Source organism: Bradyrhizobium sp. WSM4872, from assembly GCF_055811715.1.
On record NZ_JBVVPT010000005.1, the window covers coordinates 122532 to 146896 of the forward strand.

Genomic DNA, 24365 nt, shown 5'->3' on the forward strand with positions numbered 1-24365 from the left:
GGTCACCTCGCTAGTCTCCGACGCGCCCCAATGCGGCCGAACAATGTTCGGAACGCGCTGACAATAATGGAGGCGAACTCGGGGTCATTGATGTTCTTGGGAACGCGGGTGAGCTGACGGTTGGCGGTCTGCCGTACATTGCGCTCCAGCGTGCGGAACAGCGCCGCATCGGCGTCCGGATCCCAGAACGGCTGTCCTCGCGCGTCGAGCGCGGAGACGCCGCCCTCGGGCAGGAAGAAGCGCACCGGGCCGTCCATCCGGTTGAGCCGATCGGCGATCCAGTGCCCCATGCGCTCGTTCTCCTCCGCCGTGGTCCGCATCAAGGTAACCTGCGGGTTGTGGACGTGGAATTTCCTGCCGCGGTAGCGCTCCGGGATGGTCTCGGGGGCGCCGAAATTCACCATGTCCAGCGCGCCCGCCGAGCCGATATAAGGCACTCGGCTGCGGATGATGGCGCCAAAGCGGTCGTCGGTGGCCGGGAACACGCCACTCATCAGGAGGTCCCCGACCTCCGTGGTCGTGAGGTCGATGACGCCTGCGAGCTGCCCGGAATCGACGAGCTTCTCCATTGAGCGCCCGCCGACGCCGGTGGCGTGGAAGACCAGGCACTCGAAATCCTCGCGCAAGTCGGCCGCGATCTTCTGCACCGCCGGCGTGGTCACACCGAACATGGTGATTCCGACCGACGGCAATCCGCTGTCGTCGCGATCCTTCCGTGCGTGCTGATCTAGGCGCGCCTTTACCATGCCGGCCAGCGCGTTGGCGCCGTTGGCCAGCACGGCGCGCGAGATCGAGTTGAGGCCCTGCACGTCGGCGACCGAATGCATCATGGTGATGTCCGCGGGGCCGACATAGGGCCCGACGTCGCCGGAGGCGACGGACGAGACGATGAGCTTCGGCACCCCGACAGGAAGCATCCGCATACCGGGCGCGACCAGCGACGCTGCGCCCGAGCCGCCCGCCGAAATCACGCCAGCAACATTGTTCTGGCGCCGCAACCAGCTGGCGAAGGCCTCGGCCATCGCGGTGACGGCGGCGCCGCGGTCGGGTCCGAATACCGCCGATCCGCCGCGACCATGGTTCAAGGCGATCTCCTGGGCGGAGACGTCGCTGGCCGCGTGCCTGCCGCTGGTCGAGACATCGACCAATCGCGTTCGCAGGCCGGTCCCGGCGATGATGTCGCGGATGAAGCGGAGCTCCGCGCCCTTGGTGTCGAGCGTACCGACGACGAGCACGACCGGAGGGCCCTGCGTTTGGGTGGCAACGGGTTCGCGCCGTCGCCGTGCCGTCTCGTCGAGACGCATCACCTGTGTCGAGAACGTGCGGGCGGCAGCCTCGATGCGGGCGATCGGCACAGGCTGCGACCACCGTGTCGGCGGCGTCGGGTTTGACATGTAGATGCGGATCGCGCCGCCTGGCCGCGTCTGCTGCGGAGGAGGCTTCGCTTCCGTATCCGCCGGTGGCACGTCGAGATCGAGCTCGAGTCCGGCGTGGATTCCGACACCGAGCAGGCGCTGCTGCAGTTCGCGATCGGCGGCAAGCCGCACCGAATCGATGATGCGGTTGACGCGACCGTTGACCATGATCGCGACGTTGCGCGACACGGCGGTCGCCACGCCGATATTCTGCTCGATCACGAGCACGGACATGTCGCCGTCCTCGCCGAGCCGTAGCAGCATCTCCTCCACCTGGGCCACGATGACGGGAGCGAGCCCCTCGGTGGGCTCGTCCATGATCAGAAGCCGCGGGTTGGTGAGCAACGCGCGCGAGATCGCAAGCATCTGTTGCTCGCCGCCGGAGAGCTGGCCGCCGCCGTGATCTTTGCGCTCGGCCAACCGCGGAAACGTCTTGTAGATGCGCTCGACCGTCCAGGCGCCGCGGCGCAAGCCGGCGGCAAGCTGCAGATGCTCTTCGACGCTGAGTGATCGCCACAGCCGCCGTCCCTGCGGAACGTAGCCGACGCCGAGTCGGGCTATGTGGGCAGGCGGCTGTCGAGTGATCTCATCCCCGCGGATGCGGATCGAGCCGCCGCTGACCGGCACCAGCCCCATGATGGCCTTGCATAGCGTGGTCTTGCCCATGCCGTTGCGGCCGACAACCGAGAACACGCCGGCCTCGAGCGTCAGATCCACGCCCTGCAGCGCATGCGAATGGCCATAATAGACGTCCAAGCCGCGCACTTCGAGGGCGGCGGCCGTACGGCGGACCTCATTCATGGCCGCCTCCGAGGTAAAGCTCCTGCACTTCGGGATCGGACTCGATCTCCTGCGGACGACCTTCCTTGAAGATCCGCCCGTTGTGCATCATCGTGACGCTCTCGACGACGCGCAGGGCGACGTCCATGTCGTGCTCGATGATGATGTAGCCGATATGCGCGGGCAGGGAGGTCAATATTTCGATCAGCTCGGCGCGCTCGGTCGGCGACAGTCCCGCGGCGGGTTCATCGAACAGGACGAATCGTGGCGCGCCGGCAAGCGCAAGTGCGATCTCGAGCTGGCGCTGCTGGCCATGCGCGAGCTCGGCAACGCGCTGATCCTTCACGCCCGAGAGATGGACGGCCTGCACGAGATTTTCGGCCGCGTGCATCAACGCATCGTTCTGGCCGGGGCGGAGAAACGAGAAGCGCCCACGTGAGACGCCACGGCAGGCGAGATAGACATTGTCCTGGACCGTGAGGCCGGGAAACAGCGCGGAGATCTGGTAAGTCCGGCGCAGGCCGCGGCGGATGCGCTCATAGGGCGGGAAGTGCGTGACGTCCTCGCCGAAGAAGCGGATGGTGCCACTAGAAGGTGGGAAGTCGCCGGTGATGCAGTTGAATAGCGTGGTCTTGCCGGCGCCGTTGGAGCCAAGCACGGCGCGCCGTTCGCCTGGGCGGACGGTAATGGTGATGTCGGTGAGTGCCGCGAGCGCGCCGAACAGACGCGTCACGCCGCGCAGCTCCAGCGCCGCGCCGGCGCCCACCACAGAGAGGCGTTGCGCGACGCTATCCATGGTTGGATCCTTGGTTGGATCCATGGCCAGATTTTCGGCCTGGTCGTCCGCTTGAACTCGCCGCGCTGAAGCGTTGGCGGCGGCGCCAGCTCTGCCAGAGCCCGATCACGCCGTCCGAGGACCAGAACACGATCGCGAGGAAGCCGAGACCGATCAGCAGCCGAAAGCGGTTGCCGTCGAGCCCCAGCTTGACCAGGAAGTCGAGTGCGAAAGTGCGCAGCAGCACGAAGATCAGCGCGCCGATAAAGGGTCCGATGGGGCGCGTGATGCCGCCGACGACTGCGATGATGAGGATATCGATGCAGGCCCCGACGCTCACGGATCCCGGCGAAATCTGCCGGTAATTCCAGACCTGGAGTACCCCTGCCAGTGCCGCGACGAAGGACGCGAAGACGTAGGCCGCGACGCGATGCGCATTGACGTTGAAGCCGAGTGCCGCCATGCGGCGGGGATTGTCGCGGACACCTTGCAACGCGAGGCCGAACGGCGCGCGGGAGATGTAGTCGACGGCGAAGTAACACAGCGCGGCTACGGCGAGGACGATATAATAGAAAGGAATGTCGGCGCGCCAGTTGACGCCCCAGAAGTGCGGCGTGGCAACGGTATTGATGCCGGTATGGCCGTTGAAAATCGCCCAGTTCTGGTTGGTGAAATAATAGAACGCCGCGCCGATCGCGAGCGTGATCATGATGGTGTAGATGCCCTCGGTGCGCACCGCCAGCGCGCCGCCGAGGGTGCCGAAGATGGTCGCGAGCGCAAGCGCCATCGGGACCGCAAGCCACCACGGCCAGCCCAGGCTGATATTGGCGTTGCCGCTGACGCCAAACACCGCGACCATATAGGCGGAGAAGCCAGCGATGGTGAGCTGCATCAGGCTGACCATGCCGCCATAGCCGGCAAGAAACATCAGACTCAGCGCCATGAGTCCGAGGATCAGCGTGGTTGCAAAGATCTCGATCAGGAAGAAGCCGTTGGCGATCAGCGGCATGATCAGGAGAATGGCCGCGACGGTCCAGGCCGCCGGATTGTCGATCTCCGGCCATCCGCGCAGTTTCGAGCGCTGTACCGCAGCGGTGGGACGAACCGTGACGCGGGCGTCGTGAGCGAGGGACATGTCAGCGCCTCGCCAACAGGCCCTGCGGCCGAATTGCCAGCACCAGAACCATGATCAGGAAGGTTACGACGATGGCGTAGGTCGGAATGTAGACCGAGCCGAGCTGTTCGGCGAGGCCAATGATGAGCGCGCCCAGCGCAGCCCCAGGAATCGAGCCCATCCCACCGACGATCACGACGACGAGGGAGGCGAGCAGGAAGCGGATATCCTCGCCGGGCGAGAGCGACTGGAACGTTCCGCCAACGACGCCGGCGATTCCGGCGAGGCCGGCGCCGAGCGCAAACACCACCACGAAAACGAGTTGGATCCGTACCCCGGTCGCAGCCAGGATGTCGCGATCGTCGACGCCGGCGCGGATGATCATGCCGATCCGCGTGCGGTTGAGCGCCAGCCACATCGCCACGCCGATCACGACGGAGGCGGCGAAGATCACGAGCCGGACCATGGGATAGCGGAGATAGACCGGCTCGCCTGAGGATTTGACCGCCGTGACCAGCGGCAGCTCGACAGGTCCGATCAGCCAGTTCGGAGTCTGGATCTGATAGAAATCGCCGCCGCAGGCCCAGAGCATCAAATCGGCGAACACGATCGAGAGACCGATCGTCACCATGGTCTGGCGCAGGTCCTGGCCCTCCATGCGGCGGAAGACGAGGACCTGGAGCAGGACGCCGACCAGTGCCGTCAGGATGAAAGCGACGATGAAGCTGAGGATCCATGAGCCGGTCGCGGCGCTGATGGCATAGCCGACATAGCCGCCGAACAAATAGAGCGAGCCGTGCGCGAGGTTGACGTTGCGCATCAGGCCGAAGATTAGCGTAAAGCCGCTGGCAACGAGGAAATAGAGGCCGCCGAGCGTGATGCCGTTGAAGAGCGCGTTGAGGAAGACCCGCTTGCGGCCGAACGCATCTTCGACGCCCTGCGGCCACACCGCGAAAATCAGCCAGAGTGCTACCGCGATCACGATGATGACGATCAGTGCCCAGGCGGGATGGCGTTCGACAAAGCGGGTCATGATCGCCGCTCCGTCTTCACGTCACCCCATCTCTCACCCAGCAAGCGGGGCGGAGGGGCACGCAGACCGTTGCCGGCCGCAAGCCCTGCCATGAACGTGCGCTCCCTATCGAGCGCGATCCTCGTTTCGGGACCGCGTTTGTCGCATCCTAATGCGGCTGTAAGGGAGGCGCTTGATCGTGAGTATCTTTTCGCGTGGCCTCAGGCGCGCAAAACCTTGGCCGCACGGCGATAATCGGTCGGCGCCATGCCGACATTGGCGGCGAAGAAGCGGGTGAATCCGCTCTGCGACGAGAAACCGAGATCGAAGCCGATATCGGCGATCGGCGCTTCGCTTGCTACCAGCGCCTCCAGCGCCTGCTCCATCATCAGCGTGTTGAGATAGAGGTGTGGCGTGACGCCGGTCTGGGTGCGGAAGAGCCGGTAGAAATGCGGCCGGGACAGGCCGGATTCGCGCGCGATGGTGTCGAGCTCGATCTCGGCGCCAGGACTCTCCGACATCATCTTGATGCACTTGCGCACACGAAAATCCGTGACGGAACCGTTTGCGCGCGGATCGCGCGCGGTCGCCGCCTGTTGCCAGCTTTCGTCGTAACAGATGTCGATCAGGCTTCTCAGCTCGCCATCGAGGCTGTTGAGCGAGGGAGCGCCGCACACGAGGGCGGCTGCGTGCCTGATATGCTTGTCCAGCGCAACGGACCGCGTGAACTGGGTGCGGCCGAAGCGCAGGCGGTCGGCGCCGGGCGCATCGGGCGCAAACCACTCCGCATTGACGTAGAGCACGAAGAAAACGGCGCCGCCTTCGAGATCGGACGGCAGGAAATTATGCGGCTCCCACGGATTGACCGCGACGACGGAACCTTCGGTGAGCTCGTAGCGTCCATCGCTGACATCGATGCATGCGGAACGCCCGCCGACATGGAAGATCAAATGACCTTCGCGATGTGCGTGAATGTTGAAAGGGCGGTTCAACTGATAGACCGTCGCCCGACCAAAGCGGCCGTGGAAGACGGCGAGCGCCCGGCTCATGCCTCTCCTCCCAAAAGCTCTTGGTGTTTTTTGCTAGCGTTCAACAACCGGGGAGAGAATGCAAGGGCGCACGTGTCGCGCTTCTGGCAAATCTCTCCCCGGCCGGTCATCGTTCGCGAACGAGACTAGGTCAGTATTTCTTACATTCCGGTACTGTGCGGCTCGGCAAACCGATTTTGGCGAACACCGCGGGATCGTAGCCCAGCGTTTGGTTGACGTTCGGGATTACGTTCACAACCTTTGAGAACAGCGCGCCCTTGCCATCGTCGACAACCTCGGTAACGAAGTTAGTGCCGATCGCTTGGCGGTTGGAGTCCAGCTTGATCTTTCCATTGGGTGCGTCGAGTTCGATCTTGGCAAGGGCCTCCTTGTACTTGGCTTGATTGTTGGAGAGATCTCCATTGACCTGACGCAGCGCCAGGATCAGCGCCATGGTCGAGCCATAGTAGTTGGTAGCGAGCAGAGATGGGCTCGGGAAGCGCTTGTTGGGCGGGAAGGCGTCCTGATAGTCCTTCACGAACTTCTGCCAACTCGGGTTCTCCCAGGTGTCGGCCTGGCCGCTCGCGGCCAGCGTGCCGATCAGGGCATTCTTGGCGTTTCCCTTGGACGACAGGATGGTCTGGTCGATCATGATCGAGCCGCCCATCAGATGCGCCTTGCCGCCGGCCTGCTGGTACTGATTCAGGAAGTTGACGGCGTCGGCGCCGCCGAGGCCGAGATAGACTGCGTCGACGTCGTCGGGCAGTGCGGCGATAACCGAGGCGAAGTCCTTGGTGCCGAGCGGCACCCATTGCCGGTTGGTGACCTGTCCGCCGGCACCGCAGAACTCGAGCACGAGGCCGAACACCTGCGTATAGATGAACGAGTAGTCTTCGCCGACGGTCGCGATCTTGCGATACTTCTTTTGGTCATAAGCGTATTTGCCGAGGCCCACCTGCCACTGCGCGCCGTCCATGTTGTAGCGGAAAAAGTTCGGAGCGGGATCGACATAGGTCGTTTCCTGGGCACCCGATGCGGCGTTGATGAAGGTCAGTTCGGGATGGGTCTTTGCAAAATTTTTGACCGCGATGCCTTCGTCTCCGGACAGCGGTGACAGCAGGATCTGCACCTTGTCCTGTTCGATCAGCTTGCGCACGGCTCGTACGGCGGAGTCCGGTGTTGCGTCGGTCGAGGCGATGACAAATTCGAGTTCCTTGTCGCCGACCTTCTTGCCGAGCACGTTGAGGGCCGTCTGGAAGCCGCGGATGCCGTCCTCGCCGAGCACGGTGTAGGTGCCTTCGAGCGTCGCGGTGACGCCGACCTTGATCTTCTCCTGTGCGAAGGCGGTGCCCGAAAGTAACAGGCTGCTCAACGCGATCAGTCCTAGACTGCCTTTCAACATTGCTCTCCTCCCTGGGCGCTCTTGTCGCTGTTTTTCACCGCGCCCTGACGCGTCCGCTGCGCGGTGCGGCGTTCGGGCAAGGCCAACGGTTCTTGAAATGGAGGCTAACCGAACTCGCATGCAGCGCACGTGCCGGAGCCGTACGCGGCTTAACGGGCAGTCTCATTTTGAATGTTGCGTCGCGATTAACATCGCGTTGCAACAGGCGTCCGGCTTCCTGAATTTGCATGCGCCTGCCGCCTGGCGGTCGCGGACTGCCGCCGCGTCAATGGGATCGCTCGAAAAGAGGAGAAATAATTCGTAGGCGTTGCATGATTTCGCCGCGCGCGGCACTCGCTGGTTATGCGTTGTGGCAGGCGATTGTCCTACCGTCCGCACCGGCAGATCGAAGTTGTGGCACTTCGACGAGGCAGCGATCGCTGGCCATTGGACAGCGGGGCGCATATGCACAGCCGCGCGGTCGCGTGAAGAGACTTGGCGGTTCACCCATTTCGATCGCGCCCAGGATCCGCTTCGATGGATCCGGCTTCGGAATTGCTGCCACCAATGCGCGCGTATAGGGGTGGAGCGGATGGTCCAGCACCGTCCGAGTCCCGGCCTGCTCCACGATCCGGCCCATATACATGACAGCAACGCGGCTGCTGATTTGTCCGATCACGCCAAGGTCGTGCGAGATGAAGAGCATCGACAGTCTCAACTGGTCACGCAGATCCATCATCAGATTGAGCACCTGCGCCTGCACCGAAACGTCGAGGGCCGAGACCGGCTCGTCGGCGACGATGATGGACGGGGTGGGAAGAATGGCGCGTGCGATTCCGACCCGCTGCCGCTGCCCGCCACTCAGCTCGTAGGGATAGCGAGCGGCGAAAGACGGGTTCAACCCGACGGCCGTCAAGGTGGCAGCTATGGCCGCGCTGCGCTCGGCGCGGCTCTTGAAGAAGCCGCTGATGTCGGCCGCCTCCGCCACCGAATCTCCAATTGCACGTCGTGGGTTGAGGGATGCGTTGGGATCCTGGAAAACCATTCGGACGCTGAGGCGCATCTCGCGGACGCCGGAGCCGCCGGCTCCGATCATTTCGGTTCCCTTCAATTTGATGTTGCCGCCGTCGGGCTGGACCAGTCCGACGAGGGTGCGGCCCAGCGTGGTCTTGCCGCAGCCGGACTCGCCGACAATCCCGAGGACCTCGCCTTCGGCCAACGACAGCGATACACCGTCCACCGCCTGCACCCGGTATTTCCGACCGGCTCGCGTGGCACTAAACGAGACCATCATGTCCCGGACGTCGAGGATGGCATTGCAGCTCATGGCAGCTCCCCGCCGGCCAGCGGAAACGCACAAAGCACCGCGTGCCCTTGGGAGGCCTCCAGGCGAGGCGGGGTCGCCACGCGGCACTCATCGCGTACCGCTGCGCAACGCAAGGCAAACACGCAGCCAGCAGCGACCGAACCTGGCAGCGGCGGCTGACCGGAAATGGTTGGCAGCCGGCGCGCGCCGGAATTTCGCGACGGCATGCAATCCATCAGTCCGCGGGTGTAATGGTGACGCGGTGCGCCGAACAGCGCATCGACTGCAGCGGTTTCCACGATCCGGCCGGCATACATGACGGCGACGCGATCGGCGAGCTGCGCAATGACTCCCATGTCATGGGTGATGAACAATATCGCCATATCCAACCGATTGCAGAGCTCGCGCAAGAGCCCGAGAATCTGAACCTGTATGGTGACATCCAGCGCGGTGGTCGGTTCATCGGCGACCAGCACCTGTGGCCTGCAGGCCAGCGCAATCGCGATCATGACCCGCTGGCGTTGTCCTCCGGACAACTGATGCGGGTACGCGGACAGCTGCATTTTGGGGTCCGGCATACGCACCAGCTCGAGCAGTTCGCGGGCACGGATGAGCGCCGCTGCGCCCGAAATCCCCTCATGTACGCGCACGGCTTCCGCGATCTGATCGCCGATCCGACGTACAGGGTTGAGTGAGGTCATCGGCTCCTGAAAGATCATTGCCATGCGGCCGTGGCCGGCTTCGACACGTTGCCAGGGCTGCAGCTGCGTTACGTCGCAGCCCTCTAACAGGACCCGCCCGGCCCGGACCCGGGGACCGGGCTGCGGCAGCAATCCCATGACCGCAAGCGAGGTCATGCTCTTTCCACAACCGGACTCGCCGACGAGGCCGAGGATCTCGCCCTTGGCCAAGCCGAAGGACACGCCCGCGACGATGTCGACCGGCGCGGTTTCCGGCCCCACTGACACCGTAAGGTCGCAAACTGTCAGCACGGCCTAACCCTTCTCACCGAAGACTTGACGGAACCGCGGATCGAGTCGATCGCGCAATGCATCGCCGACCAAGTTCAGAGAAAATGCCGTCGCCACGATCATCATGCCCGGGAAGAACAGCAGCCACGGAGCGCGGGTGATGAAGGTCCGTGATTCCGCCAGCATATTGCCCCAGCTCGGAATGTCCGGCGGGGCGCCGAGGCCCAGGAAATCGAGTGAAGCCGCGCCGAGCTGCGCGAACGCGAAGACGAAGCTGGCCTGCACGAGAAGTGGCGAGACGAGGTTCGGCAAGATGTGCCGACTGATGAGCCATGCCGCTCCGGCGCCCATGCTGCGGGACGCCTCGACATAGGTTTCCGCGCGCAAGCGCAGTGTCAGTCCGTAGACGATGCGGGTGGTCGTCGTCATGTAGCCGATCCCGATGGCCAGAATGACGGTGGCCACACTCGGGCTCAAGATGACAATCAGGCCAAGTGCGAGAAGCAGAGTCGGAAAGGCCATCAGCACGTCGACCATGCGCATCAGCAGGTGACCCAGCCGCGGGAACAGAGCGGAAAGTACGCCGGCCGGAACGCCGGTCGCGAGAGCGAAGACGACCACGCCCGAACCGATCAGAAGTGCCATGCGTGCTGAATGAATGGTACGCGACAGGGTATCCCGGCCGAATTGGTCGGTGCCGAACCAGTGGGTCACGTTCGGGGGCGTCAGGCGGATCAGGGGATCGATGGCATACGGATCGTAAGGCGACAGCCAGGGTGCGAAGACCGCGGCGAGCACGGTCGCCAGAAGGACCCCGAGTCCGGCCAGCGCGATCGGGCGGGCGATGAACGGCTTGAGCCACAAGATCACGCTGTTGCTGCTCATTGAAGTTCAACCCGCGGATCGAGCAGACGATAGCTCAGATCGACGATCAAATTGATCAGGAGATAAACCACCACGATGACCAGGATGACGCCCTGGATCACAGGGTAGTCTCGGCGAAGGATCGACTGAACGACGAGCCGGCCGATGCCGGGCAGGGCAAACACGGTTTCGGTCACCACCGCTTCGGACAGCAGCGCAGCGAAGGTGAAGCCAAATGCCGAGACGACCGCCAGGAGTGCATTGCGCCAGATGTGGCGGCGCACGACCTGCCACGGCCGGATTCCCTTTGCACGCGCCGTGCGCACGTAGTCCTCGCGGGAGACGTCGAGCATGCTGGCGCGCGTCAACCGCAGGATCAAAGCGGCATTCGGAGCCGCAAGCGCCAGGCTGGGGAGAACGAGATAGCGGAGATTGACGACACCGCCTTCGAAGATCGATGGATAACCGGAGCTCGGAAACCAGCCGAGCCAGGCGGCAAAGATCAGGATCAGATAGAGCCCGACCCAGAACGTGGGTATCGAGGCCATCAGCATCGCCCCACCGGACAATCCCTGATCGAGCCACGTGCCGTGCCGGACCGCCGCAATCATGCCGATCGGCACCCCGATGACCGCAACCCAGATCATCGTCATGGTGGCGAGTAAGGTGCTGGTCTCGGCGCCATCGGCAATCACCGACAGCACGGGCGCCTGGAAGAAGATCGACCGCCCGAGGTCGCCCTCGAGAACATGGCCGGCCCAAGTGAGATATTGCAGGATGATCGGTTGGTCGAGACCGAGTTGGTGTCGCAAGGCGTCGATCTGGTCGGGAGTCGCGGTATCACCGAGCAGAACGTAAATCGGGTCACCCGGCACGATATGGATGAACGCGAAGATGATGATGGACGCTGCCAGCAGCGTCACCGCCGTCGTTCCTGCGCGCTTGAATGCGTAAGACCACATGTGATTGAGCGCCTGATCAGCGGCAGCGATGCGCGCCGGCGCCGGCGCTCGACAGTCTTCGCGGCCTCATTGCCTGTCCTTACCTCGTGGACACATTCCAGAACACGGGACCGTTTGGGTTGAGCCCCTTGAGCTTGGGAGAAGCAATGTCATAGGTGTAGGCATCGCCTACTTTCATCACGGGTACCTGCTCGTAGATCAGCGACTGGATCTTGTCCCATGTCGACCTGCGCGCGGCTGGATCGGTCGTGTTGATCAACTCAGTCCTAAGCGAGCCGATCTCGGGGCTGTCCCACCAGCCGGGATAGCTCGCATTGAGGAACGTGAGCAGCAACGGATCAGGTGCGAAGGAATGGTGGGTGACAAAGATGTCCCACTGTTCCGGCTGGCCCCGCATCTTCAGAAGGGTCGCCCAATCGACGACCATCATCTGAACATTGATGCCGGCATCGGCCAGCTGGCGGGTGAAGACGGAGGCCTCGTCATAGTGTGCCTGATAGTTCGTCGAGACCAGCAGGCGGATCGGCGTCCCCGTGTAGTCCGCCTCCTTTGCGAGCTCCTTGGCCTTCTTCGGATCGTGCGCACTGTAATTGGAGACGCCTTCGGTTGAGTACCAGGGTGTGCCGTTGGGAAAGATCGATCCCTCGGCATTCCACAGGTCCTTGGGACCGAAGGCGACGCGCAGCGCCTGCGACTTGTCCAGCGCGGCCTGGATGGCGCGGCGGAGCTTGTAATTGTCCTTCAGGATTCCTTGCTTCGAGTTCATGAAGAAAAGGCCGAAGATCGGCGCGTTGGTACGCTGCACCTGAACCGATGGATCTTTGCTCAGGGACTCGTACAGATCGCCGGAGATCATTTCCGCGTAGTCGTAGTCACCCGCCTGCACGCCGCTCACGCGCGTGCCGACGTCAGGCACCGGAATGAACCGGATCTTGTCGAAGCTTGCAACGCGGGCGCCGGCGAAACCGTCGCCCTTTTCCTTCACCGGCTTGTAGCCCTCGAACCTCTCCACCTCGACATAGCGGTTCGGCCGCCACTCCACGAACTTGTAAGGCCCGGTGCCGATATAGTCCTTTTGCTCGATCGGCCGGTTTCCCGCTTTGGCGGCAATGTCTTCCGGATAGATCGCAAGACCCCCATTTACGTCCGCAATGAGAGCCTTCCAGGCGCCATTCGGCGCGGATAATTTCAGCGTGACTTCGTACTTTCCGGTCGCCTCGACCGACGTAGTCGCCGCCATCAGGAGCTTGCCGCGCGCACCGAAACTGCCCCATCGCGTCATCGAGGCGACCACGTCCTTGGCGGTCATCTCCTTGCCGTTGTGGAAGAGGACACTTTCGCGGAGCTTGATGACGATGGTCCGACCGCCGTCTTCCGTGCGATCGCTCTCGGCCAGCATCGGACGCGGCGTGTAGGTCGAGTCCAGGGCATACAGGGTCTCGAAGATGTGGCGGCCGATGACCGATGCGACGTCGGCTGTCGTCAGCATGACATCGAGCGGCGGCGGTTCTCCGATTGTGGCTTCGCGCAGCAGGGTGGCGGCATTGGCCTGCGCAATCAAGAACGACGCGGTGGCCAGCCCCACGACGCTACGCATCAAGACACTTGGACCGTATCTCATGATCGCCCTCCCGCCTTGTTGGACCGCCTGCTTCCCGGTGCAGGGGATGTGCCTTTCAGCTGTTGGGCCGATGGCACGCTATTGCTTGTTTGAAAGTTACATACACAATTCGACGATTATCAAGCGAAAAATGCTATTCTTGATGAGGCATGGCGATATACGTTTGGTCGATACTGAAGGTTTCTTACGGCAGCTTCTTGCCAAGGGCGCAGGTTGATCTGACCTGGGGAAGGGCGGGCAATGGCGCGTGCAAAGCGAAATCACCCGGCGAGAGCCGTTGGTGCAGCAGTCTCGAAGCCGCCCGGCGACGACAATGTCGTGGCCGGCGACATCATCTCCCTCATCAGGCAGAGCGCTCCAAGCCTCAGCCCGTCCGAGCAACGCGTTGCCACGGTGCTGCTGGCCGATATGGAGTTTGCCGTTCACGCCAGCAATTCCGAGTTGGCTCTTCGGGCGCGCGTCAGCGAGCCGACGGTAACTCGGTTCAGTCGCTCCGTTGGTTGCCGGGGCGTCCGCGACCTCAAGGTGAGGCTGGCTCAAGCAATGGCGGTCGGGCGGATTTACGTTGAGCTTCCCCCGCATGTCGGAACCGATCTGGCGCGCCCCGCACTCTGGCGGTCGGTGTTTCAGGAAATTCGTCGTGCGATCGCCGCTGCCGAGGAAGGACTTCGCAAGGAGGACATCGAGAGGGCCGCCGAAGCTATCTCCCGCTGTTCGAAGCTTGCAGCGTTCGGGGTAGGGGGCGGTTCCACTCTTGCGGCGGCGGAGGTTCAGAACCGGTTTTTTCGTCTTGGGATTGCCGTCTCGCATGCCTCCGATCCGAGCTTGATGCGCATGATTGCCGCGACCTTCGGACGGGATGATGTCGTCGTTGCCATCTCGACCACCGGTGCAGCGAACGAGGTGATCGAAGCAGCCAGTATCGCCAAGCAATACGGCGCCTTGGTCGTCGCAATTACCAAGCCGCAAAGCAGGCTGGCCTCGATCGCCGATATTGCGCTTGGCGTACACGTGCCCGAAGCGCCCGACGCGCTCAAGCCGACGGCGTCGCGCTATGCATTTCTCGCCACCATCGACCTGCTCGCAGCGTCAACTGCCTATTGCAAGCCGCTCGAAGCCCAGGCACGCATGCGGCGGATCAAATACGAGTTGCTGAAGGGGAGCGGCGGGGACGCCAAAGGGCCGCTGGGAGACTGAGCGGGCAATTAACGCACCGCGCGCCTCTCGGGACTACGTTCGCAACATGGCCTCGATCTCTTGCGCTGCTTCAAGCAGCGTGCGGTCTTGTCCGCGCGCGGCGATGACCTGAAGGCCGAATGGAAGTCCGCGCCGATCCGTTCCGCACGGTATCGAAATCGCCGGCAGGCGGGCATGATTGACAAAGGGCGTGAACACCGCGTGCGCGCGCGGGCTCGCCGCGCGGCCACCGATCGTCTCGGGTCCGAGCTGGGTGAATGGCCAGGCGACACAGGGGACGGTCGGCGCCAACAGCAGATCGACCTCGGCGAAGAATGCCGCGAAAGCATTGGCGATCGCGGCGCTTGCCAGCAGCGCACCGGCAACATCGGCGCCCGACCACGTCAGTCCTCGCTCGATCTGTCTGGCGATGTCAGGATCGAAGACGGTCGGATCCTCGCGGAAGGCGTCTCGATAGAGTGCGGCGAGGCCGGCGTGCTGAAGCGGCATGATGGCCTCTTCCGTAGCGCCCGCCGGCCAGACGGGATCGCGCTGCGCGATGCCGAGGCCTGCGGCGGAGAGACGCGCGATGGCGAAAACGAGCCCGTCAGCGACAACATCATCGACGGCGACGTCGAGCCCCAGGCGCGGCGAAAACGCGATGCGCAGACCGGCGATGTTTTTGGCCTCTTGAGCGATGCCCGCTGAATCCGGGTCGCGCGGATCGACGCCGGCCATGGCCTCGAACGCTAGCGCGATATCGGCAATGTCAGTGGCGATCGGCGCGATGACGGAGAGGCTGAAGAACGGTTCGGCGAAGCCGGGCCCATAGGGGATCGCGCCATAGGACGGTTTGAACCCGGCGACGCCGACATGAGCCGGCGGCCTGCGGCTCGAGCCGCCCGCATCGGTGCCGATCGCTAGCGGCACGAGGCCGGCCGCAACCGCGGCGGCAGGGCCGCCCGACGAGCCACCGGGCGTCAACGTGAGATCGAGCGGATGCCGCGTTGGCCCATACAGCGGCGAGGTGGTCACGCCCTTGCAGGCGAATTCCGACGTTGCAGCGATGCCGACGACGACGGCGCCGGCCTTGCGCAGCCGCTCGATCGCAATCGCATCCCGCGGCGCGACGAATTCGGCGAACAGGCGCGTGCCCTGTGTCACACGCCAGTCGCCGACCCAGATGTTGTCCTTGATGACGACGGGGACGCCGGCGAGCGGCATCGTCACGCCGGCGCGCAGGCGATCATCGACCGCTGCGGCGTCGGCAAGCGTACGCGCGGGAGCGGTCGTCACCACTGCGTTCAGCACCTTGGCGGCCTCGATGCGCGCAAGCGCGGCCTTGGCGGTCTCGACCGCACTCGTTCGTCCGGCGGAGACGTCGGCCGCAATCTCGCACGCGCTACTTCTTCCCTTTGTCATGGCCTCCCCAGATCAGTGCCAATGTGCCGCAGAGGGCGAGGCACGCCAAGGCGAAGAAGGCGGCACCAAGACTGGCTGCGCCGTCCAGGAGCGACACCAGCGCAGGTGCTGCCAAGAGGCCGGCATAGGATGCTGTCAGCACCGCGCCGGTGGTCTCGCCAATCCTCTCCTGCGGAGCGAGACGTGCGATCTCGGCCACGAAGACACCGTTCCAGCCCGATGCCGTCAGGCCGAACAGAGCTGCAATCGCGAACTGGCCGGTCCGTCCGAGCGATGCGCCATCGAGACTCAGCAGCGCGGCGCAGAAAGTCATGCCGAGGCCGATGACGACGAGAACTCCGCGCGCGGCATTGAGGCGCGTTGCGACGAGGCCCCAGCCGAGCCGGCCGATCAGGCCGCCGGCTTGGGCGCAAGCAAGCGCCATGCCGGCCTCGACATGGCTGAGGCCGAGCTCGCGGGTGCCGAGCGTGACGAAGACCGTATTGAGCGACACCTGCATCGCGCTGAACGGCATCGAGGCCAGCGCCAGCATTGCGATGCGCCGGTCCGCGGTCACCAGTGCCAGCCGCATGCGAAGGCCAAGCTCCGGCTGTGGAATGACCTTGGCGGCGTACGCCGGACGCAGGCGCTCGAACCACGCCATCGCCAGCAGCGCACACGCGCCCACGGCGGCATAGCACCAGGCGGGTCCAAGCGAGATTGCGATCGCGGGCAGAACCAGCGAGCCGCAGATGGCGCCGATCTGGTTTCCGGTCTGGCGAACCGAGAACACGAATGCGCGCCGCTCGGCCGTCACGAGCCGCGCCAGCAGCGCCGCGCTTGCGGGCGTCTCCGGTCCGAAGGCGAGGCCAAGACAGAGGCCGGCTGCGAACAGGGCCGCCGTCGAGCCGAGCGAAGCCAGCGCCATGCTGGCGACGATCACCGCCGCGCAGAGGCTCGCGATCCGCAGCGACCCGAGGCGAGCGATGAACCCGCCGCCCCAGAACGAGGCGGGAATGCCGACCGCGAACACGGCGCAGGAGAATATCGAGAGTTGCCAGACCTCGATATGGGCGCGCGGTGCCACCACGCCCGGCGCGAACAGAGCCAGCGCCACCAGCGCCTGAAGCGAGGTCATGGCGCCAAGCGCCGGCAACAATGCGGGCGCTGGCCGAACGGCCGTGTTTGCGTCTAGCATGGCGCTGCGTTCATTGGAGGAACATTGTGGCAGGCGGCATTTCCATTCATGCGGTCGATGTGGCGAGCGGACGCCCGGCGCAGGGCCTGCGCGTCGAGATCTGGCGGATCGATCCGGACTCCTCGCGCGTCGCCGACGGCAGGCTCGGCGCGAATGGCGTGCTCGATCATCCCATTTCCGAGGGCGCGGGCGTGACGGCAGGCGAGTACGAGGTCCTGTTTCATCTCGGCGAGTTCTTTGGCGAGCGCGACGGTTTTCTCACGGTGACGCCGTTCCGTTTCCGCATCAAGGCTGTCGACGAGCATTTTCATCTGCCGCTGAAATTCACGCGCTGGGGCTACTCGCTGTTCCGCGGCGCCTGATCAGTTGGTCAGCCGCCTCGACAATCCCGTGACGCGCTCCATGATCGCGACCAGCGCGACCGTCGCAATGATCAGCACGCCCGAGAGCGCGGCGATGGTGACGTCGAGCTTGCCCTCGAGGTCCTGCCACATCCGGATCGGCAGCATGTCAGTGGCGGCGTCGCGCAGGAACAGCGACACCGGCACATTGTCGAACGACGACATGAAGGCGATGAAGGCGCCCGCGATGATGCCCGGCCGGATCAGCGGCAGCACGATGCGGCGGAACGTGTAGATGCGGCTGGCGCCCAGCACGGCCGAACTTTCCAGCAGGGTCGGCTCCAGCTGGGCAAGCGCCGCAATCGTGTTGCGCACGACATAGGGCACGCAGACCACGGTGTGGCCGATCACCAATGTCAGCGGCGACACCGGAAGTCCCACCAGCGAGAACAGCATCAATGCGGCAAGGCCGAAGGCCAGCGCCGGCAGCACCAGCGGCGACATGAACAGGGAATCGAGCAGCCGCGCCGAGAGCGTCGGCGAGCGCGAGATCGCGAGCGCGGCGGCAACGCCGAGCACGACGGACAGGCCCGTCGCCCACAGCGCCACAATGAGGCTGTTCTTGGCGGCGAAGTGCAGCTGCCAGGCGTTCCACAATTCGGCATACCAGCGCAGCGAATAGCCCGGCGGCGGGAAACGCAGAGAGAAGCCGCTGGTGAAGGAGACGATCAGCACCACCAGCGACGGCGCGATGATGACGATCAGCGCGATCACGGCGACCACGGTCATGACCAGCTCGAAGCTGAACGCCTCCAGGGTACGTTTGCGCCCGCTCATGATGCGCCTCCGTAGCCGCGCGACAGGCGGCCGAGCGTGGTGAAGAGCGAGACGACCGCGAGCACGGCGAGCAAAAAGATGATCGAGATTGCGGAGGCAAACGGCCAGTTCTGCAGCGTCGAAGCCTGCTGGTAGAGATACATCGGCATGAACAACATCTGCCCGCCGCCGATCAGCGAATGGGTGATGAAGGCCGTGATCGCGGCGGCATAGGTCAGCGTGCATCCGGCGATCACGCCGGGCAGCGACAGCGGCAGCACGATCTTGAAGAAGGTGCGCCAGCTTCCGGCGCCGAGCGAGCAGGAGGCGTCGTCGAGATTGGAATCGATGCGGCCGAGCGCGGTGATCAGGGGCAACGTCATCAGCGGCATCTGCACCTGCGCCAGCGCGAGCACCACGCCGAACTGGGTGTAGAGCAGCTTCAACGGCGTATCGATGATGCCGAGGGATTGCAGCGTCGCGTTGATGATGCCCTGGCGGCCGAGAATGACGATCCACGCGAAGGTCCGGACCACGACGCTGGTCAAAAGCGGTAGCAGCACGATCAGGATGATGATGGTCTGAAGCCGCGCCCCGACCCGCTGGTAGAGCCATGCGATGGGAAAGCCGAGCACGAGGCAGACGGCCGTCACCTCCGCCCCCAGCAGCAGCGTCGAGCCGAGCACGCTGAGGCTGAAGGGGTCGGTGAGGAAGTGCAAATATTGGCCGAGCCCCCAATGAAGCGCGGCCGTGTCGTTGTGGAGCGAGAGCCAGAGCAGTTGCAGCAGCGGAGCCACGAAGAAGACCAGGAAGAACAGCGCCAGCGGCACTGCCAATCCCATCCCGTAGGAGGTCACGTCCCGTGGTGCCGGTGCTGCGCCCATCGTCAGGTCCCTAAAGCTCTTAGATCTTGATCTCGCGATTGAAACGCTCGATCCAGGCCGAGCGCTGCTCGTTGATCTTCTTCCAGTCCTGGAACACGAATTTCTGCTTCAGCTCGGCGGTGTCCTTGGCGAGCACGCGGGCAATCTCGCCGCCCATCGTCACCTTGGAATTGGTCGGCACGATCAAGTAGGGCGGATTCATCAGCGTGGTCTGCACTTCCGGCGTCAACGACGCCTCGATCAGCTTGAAGGCGAGCTCGCGGTTGGGCGAGTTCTTGACGATGTGGATCGTGGTCTTGAAGGCAATGGCACCTTCCTTCGGCGCCACGAACTCGACCGGCACGCCGCGCGCCTTCAGGATCTGGATGGCGTTGAAATTGCCGGGCGAGATGTCGATCTGGCCCTGCTGGAACAGGGTGGCGAGCGCGCCGGGATTGGCGGCCACCGCGGCGAGGTTGGGCTTCAGCTCCTCGATCGCCTTGAAGCCGGGATCGACATTGGCCTCCGAGCCGCCGCGCATCTTGGCGATCTCGACCAGCCAGCCGGTGCCGAGCGTCGAGTTGAGGTTGGTGATGCCGACGCGGCCTTTGAACTCGGGCTTCCACAGATCGGCCCAGGAGGTCGGCGGCGTCTTGACGGCTTCCGGATTGTAGGTGAGGCCGACGACCTGAAAGAAGGGGGCAGGGCCCATCGGCTCCTGGGCCTCGGCGATCAGGTCCTTGTAATAGGCGCTCTTCTCGACGGGGTATGGCTCGACGAGATCCTGGCCGATCGCGACCAGGGCTGGGCCGGGATCATGCAGCATGACGTCGATCGGCGGATTGGCCTTGGCGGCGTTCACCTTGGCGATCTGGTCGACAGAGAGCATGGGGTCGAGCACCATCGCGGCGTCCGCGTTGGCCTTGCGAAAGGCCGGGACCAGCACGGCCTTGTGCGCCTCCTCCCAGCTTCCGGTAAAGGTCGCAAACACCAGCGGGCGGGCTTGAGCAAAGCTAAGGCCGGGAAACGCCTTCATGGCGCCGAGTGTGAGTGCGGTCGTCATCAGGCTTCGGCGGTTCATAATCATGTCGAACTCCCTCTGGACAGAGACTGGATCTAAAGCGTTGCTGGAAAAGCGTTGGCGAGCGATGGGGCGAGCGGGGCAAGGCGTACCGCGGCGCCGCTCTCCAGCGTGCGCGTCTCGCCGATGCGCGCCTGGGAAATCTTGACGCCGGAGCCGTCGGCGGTCCTGACCTCGTGGACCACGGTGGCTCCTAACGGCAGCGACATGCCGACTACGCCGGCAAAGCCGGTCTCGTCACCGACGAATTGCAGATGCTCGGGGCGGATGCACACGGTGACGCGGCCGCCTTCGGTGAGAGCGCCGCCGGCGGGGCGCGCGATAATTTCCGCGCCGGCATCGAGACGGACTTTTGCTGCCGTCCGATCCGCCGAGACGACGACGCCAGTCATGCGGTTGCTGGCTCCGACAAACGTGTTGACGAACAGCGTCTGCGGCCGGTCATAGACGTCCGATGGCGATCCGAACTGCTCGAGCTTGCCGTGGCTCAGCACGGCGACGCGATCGGCCATCGACAGCGCCTCTTCCTGGTCATGGGTCACGATCAGCGTGGTGATGCCGGAGACGCGTTGCAGCCGCTTGACCTCGATCTGCATGTCCAGCCGCAAATTCTTGTCGAGCGCGGCAAAGGGCTCGTCGAGCAGCAGGATCGACGGCTTGATCGCCAGCGCGCGAGCGAGCGCCACGCGCTGCTGCTGGCCGCCGGAGAGCTGCCGTGGCAACCGTTCCGACATGGTCGGCAGCTGCACCAAATCCAGCAGGCGCTGCGCTTCGCGTTGGCGGGTCGCCTTGTCGATGCCGCGCGCGGCAAGCCCGTAAGCGACGTTCTCGCTGATGCTGAGATGGGGGAATAGTGCGTAGTTCTGGAACACGATGCCGACCGCGCGACGGTTCGGCGGCAGCGCGTCGACGATGTCGTCGCCGATGATGATCCGCCCTTGCGTCTGCGCGATGAAGCCGGCGATGATGCGCAGCAGCGTTGTCTTGCCGCAGCCGGAGGGGCCGAGCAGGGCGATGATCTCGCCCCCTTTGATGTCGAGATTGATGTTCTCGACCGCGAGCGCGCCGCTCGGATAGCGGTGGGTGACGGCGTCGACGACGAGCGATCGGCCGCCTTGCGCTTCAGCCATGATGTTGCCTCCCGTTCTCCCGAGGAAGAAAGCAAGTCTCGTGCCCGGGCTGGTCGCTTTTCGATTCGAGGTTTGGCATGGTGGGGCGATGACATCGATCTGCGATCTCACCGCCACGATCCTCGCGCGCGCCATCGCGAAGGGCCAGCTGTCCTCGCGTGAGGTCGTCGAGGCGCATCTGGCGCGGATTGCGCACAGTGACGTGCAATTGGCGGCATTCGTGACTGTCGATGCGGAGGGGGCCCGCCGTGCCGCTGATGTCTGCGACGCCGCGCCCGCGCCGATCGGCGCGCTGCATGGCGTGCCAATAGGGATCAAGGACCTCACTGACACCGCGGGACTCGCGACCACGTACGGATCGGCTCTGTTTCGCGATCACGTTCCGGCCGAAGACGATCTCGTGGTCGCGCGGCTGCGGCGCGCCGGCGCGATCATTCTGGGAAAGACCAACACGCCCGAATTCGGCTTCGGCGCGGTCTGCACCAACAAATTGCGTGGGCCGACCCGCAATCCCTTCAATCCCGCGCTGACCTCGGGCGGATCCTCCGGCGGCTCCGCGGTTGCGGTCGCGGCCGGCATGGTGCCGCTGGCCCATGGCACCGATTTCGGCGGCTCCGTGCGCACCCCCGCAAGTTTTTGTGATGTCGCCTCGATCCGGCCGACGCCCGGCCGGATTCCGTCGCCGCGCCGCCCGCTCGGCTGGGACATGCTCGCCACCCAAGGTTTTCTGGCCCGCGGCGTCGACGATCTCGAACTGGCGCTGTCGGTCTGTGCGGGGGGCGATGCGCACGACCCGCTCTCGATGGGCGTCGTCAATGACGAGCGGCCGGTTGTAATCCGTCCCCGGATCGCAGTGACGCCCGATTTCGGTGTCGCGCCCGTGGCGCGCGATGTCCGTGCGCGGTTCGCCGCGGCCTGCGAGGCACTCGCGGTCGTTGCCGATGTGGTACCGTCCGCGCCCTATTGCGGCGGTGCGATCGAGACATTTCGGACGCTGCGCGGCGCGCACATCGCCAACAGCTATGGAGAGCTGCTGAAGGCGCGCCGCGCCGAGCTCACGCCCGCCGTGATCTGGAATATCGAGGCGGGCGCAAAGCTCTCCGCGGAGGACTATCTCAACGCCGAGCGGTGCCGCACCGGCATCTACCGCAGCTTTCGCGAGCTGTTCAGCCACACCGATTTCCTGGTGGCGCCGGCGGCGTCCGTTTTGCCCTGGCCCAATGAAATCAGCGACGTCGCCGCGATCGATGGCGCTGCGCTGGAGACGCCGATCGATTATCTCGCCGTCACCTTCATCGTGTCGCTGGTCGGCTTCCCGGTGCTGACGCTGCCGGCGCCGCGAGGGGAGAGCGAGCTGCCGTTCGGCATCCAGATCATCGCACCACCGGGATGCGAATCCCGCCTGTTTGGCTTCGGCCGTGCCATCGAGAACGAGCTGGGTTTTTTGCATCGCCGGCCAAAACTCCTCTAGCTGTCGCGATGCTCGAGCCGGGCGGCGAGCGCATCGGCAAGACCAAGGGTGGGTTTGGCAGCGGGCCGGCGGAACGTGCCTGCGGTCGCCTTGCGCAGGCGCAGCGCCACCAGCGCCTCGGCCTGCTTCACCGAGGCGATGACTTGATCGACGACGGGGACGGGGATCCGGTCGGCGACGCGCTCGGCCAGGCCCGAGAGCGGCGCGCCCGCAAAGATCAGCACGTCGGCGTCGTCCTCCACGATCGCGCGCCGGGCGAGATCGACCAGCACATCCTCCTTCTCGGTGCCGACGTCGGAGATCGCCTGGAACGGCGCGTCGAGCATGCGAATGCCGGCGCAGCGCTCCCACAGCCCGTGAGCACGGACGCATTCCTCGTACCAGGGGCCAAGCGCTTGGGCGAAGGTGACGATGGCGAAGCGGCGCCCAGCCATGCAGGCCGTCAGCATCGCCGCTTCCGCCATGCCGACCACGGGGATGTCGAAGGTTTCGCGTGCGGCGAACAGGCCGGGGTCGCCAAAGGCGGCGATGATCGCGGCGTCGGCCTTGCGGTGCTGCTCGGCCAGCATCTCCAGCGCAATGGCGCCGCCGATCTGTGCCTCGGTGCGCGTCGAGATGTAGGGCACGCCGCGGATGGCGGTGCAGGGGATCAGCTCGGTGCCGGGCGCGGCCGCGCGCTGAGCGACTCCCGTCATCAGCTGCGTGACTGCGGTGCTGGTGTTCGGGTTGAGCAGCAGCAGCTTCATGATTACGCCGCCGTCTGCTTGGCTTGAGAGGCCGCGATGACTTCGAGCAGCGCCGTGCCGGTGCGGTGGACATGGGCGCCGAGCAGGCGACCGGCTGCTTCGCTGTCGCGCGCCTCGAGCGCCGCCAGGATATCGGCGTGCTCGTCGACCGAATTGCTCCAGCGGCGGTCGGCGCCGAGCGCGAGATAGCGCGCGCGCTCGGCGCGGGAGATCAGCGTCTCGTGCGCTTCCCGCAACGGCGTGTTGCGCGCCATGCGGACGATGGTGTTGTGGATCTCGCCATTGATGGCGAAGTACTCGTCGAGCTTGCCGTTGCGATGATGACCCTCCATGCGGGTCTGAAGCGTACGCAGGCGGGCGAGATCGCGCTCGGTGGCGCGCTCCGCGGCGAGCTCGGCGGCCAGCCGCTCGATGCCGGCCAGCGCCTCGAACAATTCCGAGATGCCGTCGACCGCGATGTCGGCAATGCGCGGGCTGCGGTTGGGGCGCAGCTCGATCAATCCTTCGGCTGCCAGCACCTTCATCGCCTCGCGCAGCGGCGTGCGCGACACTCCGAGCTCCTTCGACAGTCTGGTTTCCCGGGTCTGCGATCCCGGCGGCAGCTCGCCGCGAATGATCATCGTCCGCATCCGCGCGGCGGCGCGCTCGTGCAGGCCCATCCGCTTGAGTTTGGGCGACTTTCGGCCCGGGTTCGGTTCGGATTTTTGCGGCACGCCGGCCTTCCTGCTGACGTGCGATCGTAGCCAATTTCCTTCATGTGAGGTGCCCAAATAGGAGACGTATGTGGCTAAAAACAAATGCATATCGAATAAATTGTATGCAGCATGCAGATTGCGGGTTGCGCGGACGGATGCGGACGCGGATGATCTTTGAGGAAGCGGAGGAGCGCTTTCGCCGCAACGGAGCGACTGCG

At 64.6% G+C, this 24365-nt stretch carries 22 protein-coding genes; 3 read left to right on the plus strand and 19 right to left on the minus strand.

Annotated elements, in window-relative coordinates; genetic code table 11:
- Nucleotides 1-2: 2 nt before the first annotated feature.
- The 11 genes from AC0L3C_RS09560 to AC0L3C_RS09610 form a co-directional block, all read right to left on the minus strand.
- A complete protein-coding gene (locus tag AC0L3C_RS09560; protein ID WP_473407789.1) occupies nucleotides 3-2216 on the minus strand; it encodes a Tm-1-like ATP-binding domain-containing protein in 2214 nt (737 codons plus the stop codon).
- Entirely contained in the window at nucleotides 2209-2991 is a 783-nt protein-coding gene (locus AC0L3C_RS09565) for an ABC transporter ATP-binding protein (RefSeq protein ID WP_007593014.1), read from the minus strand. The genes AC0L3C_RS09560 and AC0L3C_RS09565 overlap by 8 nt, the downstream gene beginning before the upstream one ends.
- Nucleotides 2984-4105, minus strand: a complete 1122-nt coding sequence (locus AC0L3C_RS09570) for a branched-chain amino acid ABC transporter permease (RefSeq protein ID WP_473407790.1) — start codon at nucleotides 4103-4105, stop codon at nucleotides 2984-2986. Before AC0L3C_RS09570 ends, AC0L3C_RS09565 begins: the two co-directional genes overlap by 8 nt.
- 1 nt (nucleotide 4106) lies before the next feature.
- On the minus strand, nucleotides 4107-5117 hold the full coding sequence (locus AC0L3C_RS09575; protein WP_473407791.1) for a branched-chain amino acid ABC transporter permease: 1011 nt from the start codon (nucleotides 5115-5117) through the stop codon (nucleotides 4107-4109).
- A gap of 200 nt (nucleotides 5118-5317) precedes the next feature.
- On the minus strand, nucleotides 5318-6145 hold the full coding sequence (locus AC0L3C_RS09580) for an AraC family transcriptional regulator (RefSeq protein WP_027569321.1): 828 nt from the start codon (nucleotides 6143-6145) through the stop codon (nucleotides 5318-5320).
- 130 nt (nucleotides 6146-6275) lie between these two features.
- Nucleotides 6276-7526: an ABC transporter substrate-binding protein gene (locus tag AC0L3C_RS09585; RefSeq protein ID WP_473407792.1), complete on the minus strand. Its 1251-nt coding sequence runs from the start codon at nucleotides 7524-7526 to the stop codon at nucleotides 6276-6278.
- Between the two features lie 340 nt (nucleotides 7527-7866).
- A complete protein-coding gene (locus tag AC0L3C_RS09590) occupies nucleotides 7867-8832 on the minus strand; it encodes an ABC transporter ATP-binding protein (protein ID WP_473407793.1) in 966 nt (321 codons plus the stop codon).
- Nucleotides 8829-9803 carry an ABC transporter ATP-binding protein gene (locus AC0L3C_RS09595; protein ID WP_473258054.1) on the minus strand — a complete coding sequence of 325 codons (975 nt, stop codon included), beginning with the start codon at nucleotides 9801-9803 and terminating at the stop codon, nucleotides 8829-8831. Before AC0L3C_RS09595 ends, AC0L3C_RS09590 begins: the two co-directional genes overlap by 4 nt.
- A gap of 3 nt (nucleotides 9804-9806) precedes the next feature.
- Nucleotides 9807-10667, minus strand: coding sequence for an ABC transporter permease (locus AC0L3C_RS09600; protein ID WP_473278160.1), 861 nt, complete (start codon nucleotides 10665-10667; stop codon nucleotides 9807-9809).
- Nucleotides 10664-11608 carry an ABC transporter permease gene (locus AC0L3C_RS09605; protein WP_007608695.1) on the minus strand — a complete coding sequence of 315 codons (945 nt, stop codon included), beginning with the start codon at nucleotides 11606-11608 and terminating at the stop codon, nucleotides 10664-10666. Before AC0L3C_RS09605 ends, AC0L3C_RS09600 begins: the two co-directional genes overlap by 4 nt.
- Before the next feature lie 79 nt (nucleotides 11609-11687).
- A complete protein-coding gene (locus AC0L3C_RS09610; RefSeq protein ID WP_473407794.1) occupies nucleotides 11688-13229 on the minus strand; it encodes an ABC transporter substrate-binding protein in 1542 nt (513 codons plus the stop codon).
- A 240-nt stretch (nucleotides 13230-13469) separates the two neighbouring features.
- Between AC0L3C_RS09610 and AC0L3C_RS09615 the strand changes: the two genes are divergently transcribed.
- A complete protein-coding gene (locus AC0L3C_RS09615; protein WP_473258040.1) occupies nucleotides 13470-14426 on the plus strand; it encodes a MurR/RpiR family transcriptional regulator in 957 nt (318 codons plus the stop codon).
- Nucleotides 14427-14459: 33 nt separating this feature from the next.
- On the opposite strand, the gene AC0L3C_RS09620 is transcribed toward AC0L3C_RS09615, so the two are convergent.
- Together AC0L3C_RS09620 and AC0L3C_RS09625 are read right to left on the minus strand one after the other, a co-directional pair.
- A complete protein-coding gene (locus AC0L3C_RS09620) occupies nucleotides 14460-15827 on the minus strand; it encodes an amidase (protein WP_473407795.1) in 1368 nt (455 codons plus the stop codon).
- Complete coding sequence (locus AC0L3C_RS09625) at nucleotides 15808-17004, minus strand: MFS transporter (protein ID WP_473407796.1); 1197 nt, start codon at nucleotides 17002-17004, stop codon at nucleotides 15808-15810. The genes AC0L3C_RS09620 and AC0L3C_RS09625 overlap by 20 nt, the downstream gene beginning before the upstream one ends.
- A gap of 26 nt (nucleotides 17005-17030) precedes the next feature.
- On the opposite strand from AC0L3C_RS09625, the gene AC0L3C_RS09630 reads away from it, so the two are divergent.
- Entirely contained in the window at nucleotides 17031-17366 is a 336-nt protein-coding gene (locus tag AC0L3C_RS09630) for a hydroxyisourate hydrolase (protein WP_473258030.1), read from the plus strand.
- Here AC0L3C_RS09630 and AC0L3C_RS09635 read toward each other — a convergent pair whose 3' ends face one another.
- Genes AC0L3C_RS09635 through AC0L3C_RS09650 form a run of 4 tightly spaced genes read right to left on the minus strand, consistent with a single transcriptional unit; the run spans nucleotide 17367 to nucleotide 21235 of the window.
- Complete coding sequence (locus AC0L3C_RS09635; RefSeq protein ID WP_473258026.1) at nucleotides 17367-18182, minus strand: ABC transporter permease; 816 nt, start codon at nucleotides 18180-18182, stop codon at nucleotides 17367-17369.
- A complete protein-coding gene (locus AC0L3C_RS09640; RefSeq protein ID WP_473407797.1) occupies nucleotides 18179-19045 on the minus strand; it encodes an ABC transporter permease in 867 nt (288 codons plus the stop codon). Before AC0L3C_RS09640 ends, AC0L3C_RS09635 begins: the two co-directional genes overlap by 4 nt.
- A gap of 19 nt (nucleotides 19046-19064) precedes the next feature.
- On the minus strand, nucleotides 19065-20111 hold the full coding sequence (locus AC0L3C_RS09645; protein WP_473278167.1) for an ABC transporter substrate-binding protein: 1047 nt from the start codon (nucleotides 20109-20111) through the stop codon (nucleotides 19065-19067).
- Between the two features lie 29 nt (nucleotides 20112-20140).
- Complete coding sequence (locus AC0L3C_RS09650; protein WP_473278168.1) at nucleotides 20141-21235, minus strand: ABC transporter ATP-binding protein; 1095 nt, start codon at nucleotides 21233-21235, stop codon at nucleotides 20141-20143.
- 88 nt (nucleotides 21236-21323) lie between these two features.
- Here AC0L3C_RS09650 and AC0L3C_RS09655 point away from each other — a divergent pair, with 88 nt between their 5' ends.
- The gene (locus AC0L3C_RS09655) at nucleotides 21324-22706 is read left to right on the plus strand and encodes an amidase (RefSeq protein WP_473407798.1); all 1383 of its coding nucleotides are present in this window, start codon (nucleotides 21324-21326) and stop codon (nucleotides 22704-22706) included.
- Here AC0L3C_RS09655 and AC0L3C_RS09660 read toward each other — a convergent pair.
- Both AC0L3C_RS09660 and AC0L3C_RS09665 read right to left on the minus strand, forming a co-directional pair.
- Nucleotides 22703-23452: an aspartate/glutamate racemase family protein gene (locus AC0L3C_RS09660; protein ID WP_473407799.1), complete on the minus strand. Its 750-nt coding sequence runs from the start codon at nucleotides 23450-23452 to the stop codon at nucleotides 22703-22705. The two genes, AC0L3C_RS09655 and AC0L3C_RS09660, sit on opposite strands and share 4 nt — an antisense overlap.
- Nucleotides 23453-23454: 2 nt before the next feature.
- Nucleotides 23455-24165 carry a GntR family transcriptional regulator gene (locus AC0L3C_RS09665; protein WP_473407800.1) on the minus strand — a complete coding sequence of 237 codons (711 nt, stop codon included), beginning with the start codon at nucleotides 24163-24165 and terminating at the stop codon, nucleotides 23455-23457.
- Nucleotides 24166-24365 lie beyond the last annotated feature (200 nt).